This is a genomic window from Tangfeifania diversioriginum (assembly GCF_900141875.1).
GTDB classification, from domain to species: Bacteria; Bacteroidota; Bacteroidia; order Bacteroidales; family Prolixibacteraceae; genus Tangfeifania; species Tangfeifania diversioriginum.
Map to the genome: position 1 here is coordinate 1 of NZ_FQZE01000069.1, position 4,796 is coordinate 4,796.

Sequence of the window (4,796 nt, forward strand, 5' to 3'; positions counted from 1 at the left end):
TTATTCACTTAAGTCTTTAATCCTGATATTCCTGAATTTCAGCGGTGAACCGTGCCCCAGGAAACCGATGTACCCTTTTTCGCGGTCGAGGCCGGGATGTGATTTTCCGTCAAGCGTACCGTTTTTACTGGCTTCGTCGATGTTGCCTTCCAGGATTACTTCCCCGTTGAGCGTAATTTTGATGTCAGAGCCCTTAACAATCACTTCCTGCGTGTTCCATTCGCCCACTGGATTTTGGAATCCACGTTTGGCCGGAATTACGCCGTAAACTGACCCGTGGTACTGGTATTCGTGCAAATTGGCATAAATAGATGCAGTGTTGTCCAGAATCTGCAACTCCATGCCCACATAAGCAGCATCGCCCTCAAGCGGTGCCCTGATGCCGAGACCGTTGTTGGCGCCGGGTGTCAGTTGAAATTCGAACCTGAAAACAAAGTCGCTATACTCTTTTTCAGTATATAAATTCCCGTGGCCGCCACGTTTCGGGTTTACTACCAGTTGGCCGTTTTCAGCATAATAATCGGTTTTGTTACCCTGCCATCCGTCCAGGTTCATGCCGTTAAATAACGACACAAAGCCGTTGGTTTTTTCCGTTTCAGTCAGGCCGATTTCATCGGTATTTATCTCTTTTACATAGATATCGCGGAAAGCCAGTTCATTTCCATGGGCTTGCAATTCAATGGTGCCTTCTTCGAATATCGGGATGCTCCGGTCCCAGTAATTGTCCATTCGTACATTATCAACCACCAACTTTCCGTTCAGGTAAACCGTAACATTTTCGCCAATCATTGTAATGCGGAAGGTGTTCCATTCGCCAATCGGATTATCGGCTACTTTGAGTGGGTTGCGAATATTGTCGCTGTTGTTGTTGTAGAGTCCGCCGGAGCCAACCTGCGCACCTACTTCCACACGCGAAGTATCCCAGATTTGCACCTGTGGTGTGCCGCGCAAATAGATGCCGCTGTCGCCTTCTTTTGTAATCCGCCAGTCCACAATCAATTCAAAATCTGAATATATTTTTTCAGAAACCAGGTTGCCTCCGTGACCACTAAAAACGATTTTGCCGTCTTCGACCCTCCAGTTTTCGATCATTTTTTTATTCGCTTCCTGTTGCGCTTTTGCCCGTTCTTCTTCGCTCATTTCAGCAATTTTAATCGGGTTGCCACCGGCAATCATTCCCTGCCAGCCGTCGAGGTTTTTACCATTAAACATGGAAACAAAACCTTTCTCGTCGGGCATTTCCTGCAGGTAATTGTTAATGTTGATGATGTCGTAATCACTTTCTTCGCCTTTCAGAATAGAAGTAACACGTTTCAACAATTCCCGCACATTTTCACCGGCAAAACCATTCTGGCCATTGTTATCGGGCAGCGCAATGCGCATGATAGCCCGCGCGGCTGTTTGTTGCAATTCGCTGTCATCCAGAAAATTTTCCAGGTAAACCATCGACAAAAATGTTTTCAGGTTGCCAATGGCATTAATTACCAGTTGCTTATCGTTGGCCGAAGTTGCAAAAGGCATTATTTTGCGGTACTGCAGCAGCTTCTGGTCGTCGGGCAAATTGGCATTGCGCACCATTCTTGTGAAATTTGAAAATGCTTTTGCGCGGTATTCCCCGGTTGAATTTTGAGCCACTTCGTAGAGTGCATCTGCGGCCGAATAATCCTTCCAGCTTGCCAGTGCCTCAAAAGCAGTCTCTTTAAGTGCCCCCGATGAATTACCAAAATAATCCACTACGTTTTGCAAAGCTACCTCGCCTCCAATTTCAGGAAGAATAGCAATGATGCGTTCTTTTTTATCTGTTGTTTTCAGTGCCTGCAGTAGTTTGCCGTTCCCGGTCTTTTCGCTTTCAACACCTCTGGCAGCAGCCACAACAGCGAGTTGTACCTGCTCCACTTCTTTATCCCCGTCAACCGAAAGCAGGAGCTGGATCAGTTCATCCAGGTTTTTTTCTGTTGAAATATGTTTCAGTGCCTGAACGGCAGCTTCTTTTTCTTCATTGTTCCGGGAATGGGTTAGTGTAAAAATTTCATTGAAATATGCATTCCCTGATTTGGCTGCTATTAAATCGATGAAAGCCGCTTTGGTGGCTCCTGAAGTTTCATCAAGTTGTGCCGCTACCGGTGCCAGGTGTTTTTTGTCGAGCAACTGCAGCAAGGCTGTTTGTGTGGCTTCCAAATCGTTTCCTTTTTCCAGGTGGCCAATCAGCAAAGAAGAAGCATCTTTCCCCTGCAATTGTACAAGTGCGGTAATTGACTCCTTGCGCACGAATGCCGAAGGTGATTCCAGGTTGCTTTTCACAAAATCTATTGCAAAAGGATCGCCTTTTCTGCCGAGCATACTGATAATTTCGGCTTTTACTTCCGGGTTGGTCGATTTTGCTTTTTCAACCCACTGGCGAGTAGCTGCAATTCCACCCAAATTTTCGGCCAGGTTTAGTGCTGAGTAACGGAAAGCTTTGTTGCTGTTATCCACGGCATCGAGCAATAACGGCATCGCTTCGTACCCAAAATGGTTGGTGTAAATGGCGAGTGCCTTTGAATAGTTGTGCAGTTTGTTGTCTGCTGAATTGGCTTTAAAAACGGCTTTAAGCGCTTTCTCAGAAAGCTTGAGTTCATTGTTTTCGGCCAGGCTGCAGGCATAGTTCAAAAAAGCTTCTGCTGCATGAGTCGGCTCGTAATTGAAATCAACATCTTTGGCAGCATTGAGCATCAGTTTGTACGAATCCGGGTGACCAATAGCAGCCAAAGCTTCCAGCGAAACTTTTCTTAATTCCGGGTTTTCAGTGTCGGCCAAACGGGTAATTTCGGGCAGGGCAGTTTTGCATTTCAACTGTCCAAGTGCCCGCACAAGTGTGGCCTCTGTGTTTTCATCTGCTTTGGAAAGTCCTGAAAGCAATGCCATTGCTGCTTCCTTGTTGCCAATCGATAAAAGCGCCTGTGTTGCCGGCTCAGCCAAATTTTCATCGGCAAGGTAAACCTGTAGTGCTCCAACTGACTTTTCCCCTCCCACCAGGTTGAGCTGGTTTATCAGGAAAGTAATTACCTCGTTATTTGTTTGTTGCTTTATAGCATTAAGCAGCGCATTTTCCACCAAACTGCGTTGCTTTTCCAGCCCAAATTCACTGGTGTAACGGGCCACGCTGTTTAATACAAACCGCACTGCGGTGTCGTCACCTTCGCCGGCTGGAGTGAGTTGTTGTGTGAATTTTGCGAACCCTTGGGGCCCCAGCTCAATCGCTTCCTTCATTACCCGGTCGCGGTGGGTAAAATCATCGGTGGGCATCTGCGCCAGTATGTCGGCTACTTTGGTGTCCAGTGTCCGGTTATCCTGCGCAAAGCTGCCTGCCGAGAACAGCGCAAAAATCAGGATTGCTGTATATTGAAATATTTTTTTATTCATTTTACTGTTATTTTTATTTTTTTACAAAGTCAGATTGAAACGGTAAATCATTGATTTTAATGAGCGATTTGGAAATCGCTCGACCCGTATCAGATGGACCACGGGGCACGCATCGGTTGATTAATCATTTGGTTGGCACCTTCATCGTCGATAAATTCAAGTTTATCGGGATTGAAGTTCAACGTACGTCCCAGCCTTACTGCTGTTATTCCCAGGTTCACCAGTGTTGCCGACCAGAATCCGTTGGTTTCATTCAGGGCAAATTTTTTACGGGTTTTTACCGATTCGGAGAAGACAGAAATCTGCGGTTCCGGGTCAGGCAGGGTTTTCAGGAACGACTGCAGGTTGGGAATATCAGACCTAAACCCGCGATAAATTTTACCGTTGGGGCCTTCAATGTAAGCCGCATCTTTGTCTTTGTTTTCACCGTCGAGAATAATCTGGCAGCCATCGGCGTAAGTGTATGTAATCCTTCGCCACGAGCCCACTGCATCGTAATGTTGCTGTGGTGCATCCACTTCAATTTTCACCGGAGCGGTGCCGTCTTTTCCGAGCAGGTACTGCACCGGGTCGAGGTAGTGCTGTCCCATGTCGCCGAGCCCACCGCCGTCGTAATCCCAGTATCCGCGGAATTTAGAGTGAACACGCTCCGGGTTGTACGGTTTGTAAGGGGCCGGTCCGAGCCACATATCGTAATCGAGGTTTTCCGGCACGGCCATTGGTTTCAGGTTGTGCCCGCCACTCCAGTAAAATTTCCAGTCGTAGCCGGTTACCCCGCTCACGGTAAATTTCAGCGGCCATCCGATAATTCCACTGTCAATCACTTTTTTCAGCGGTTTTACATCGGTTCCCAGTCCGTAGAAAGTGTCTTTAAACCGGAACCAGGTATTCAGGCGGAACATTCGGCCGTGTGCATTTACGGCTTCCATTACTTTTTTGCCTTCGCCAATGGTGCGGGTCATGGGTTTTTCGCACCAAATATCCTTGCCGGCTTTGGCTGCTTCCACCGACATGATTCCGTGCCAGTGCGGCGGAGTGGCAATGTGTACAATGTCCACTTCGGGCAGGTTCACCAGTTCCCTGAAATCGTGAATTTTTTTCACGTCGTAACCAATCTGGTTTTGTGCCAGTTCCAGGTGCTTTGTGTCCACATCGCAAATAGCCACCACGCGGGTGCCTTCGTAGGGAATATGGCCGCGGCCCATTCCGCCCACACCAATAATACCTTTTGTAAGTTGATCAGACGGAGGAATAAATCCGTTTCCTCCCAATACATGGCGCGGAACAACAGTTAATCCGGCTCCGGCTACCAATGCGCTTTTCAGAAATCTTCTTCTGGATGATTTTTTATCGAAACTCATTGTATTGATTTTATAAGTATTTTAAATTGAATT

At 47.1% G+C, this 4,796-nt stretch carries 2 protein-coding genes; both read right to left on the reverse strand.

Annotated features, from left to right (window positions below; translation table 11 throughout):
* Window positions 1-3,402: a DUF1080 domain-containing protein gene (locus tag BUC07_RS20300; protein ID WP_073174158.1), complete on the reverse strand. Its 3,402-nt coding sequence runs from the start codon at window positions 3,400-3,402 to the stop codon at window positions 1-3.
* 89 nt (window positions 3,403-3,491) lie between these two features.
* Entirely contained in the window at window positions 3,492-4,763 is a 1,272-nt protein-coding gene (locus tag BUC07_RS20305) for a Gfo/Idh/MocA family oxidoreductase (protein WP_073174160.1), read from the reverse strand.
* Window positions 4,764-4,796: the final 33 nt, after the last annotated feature.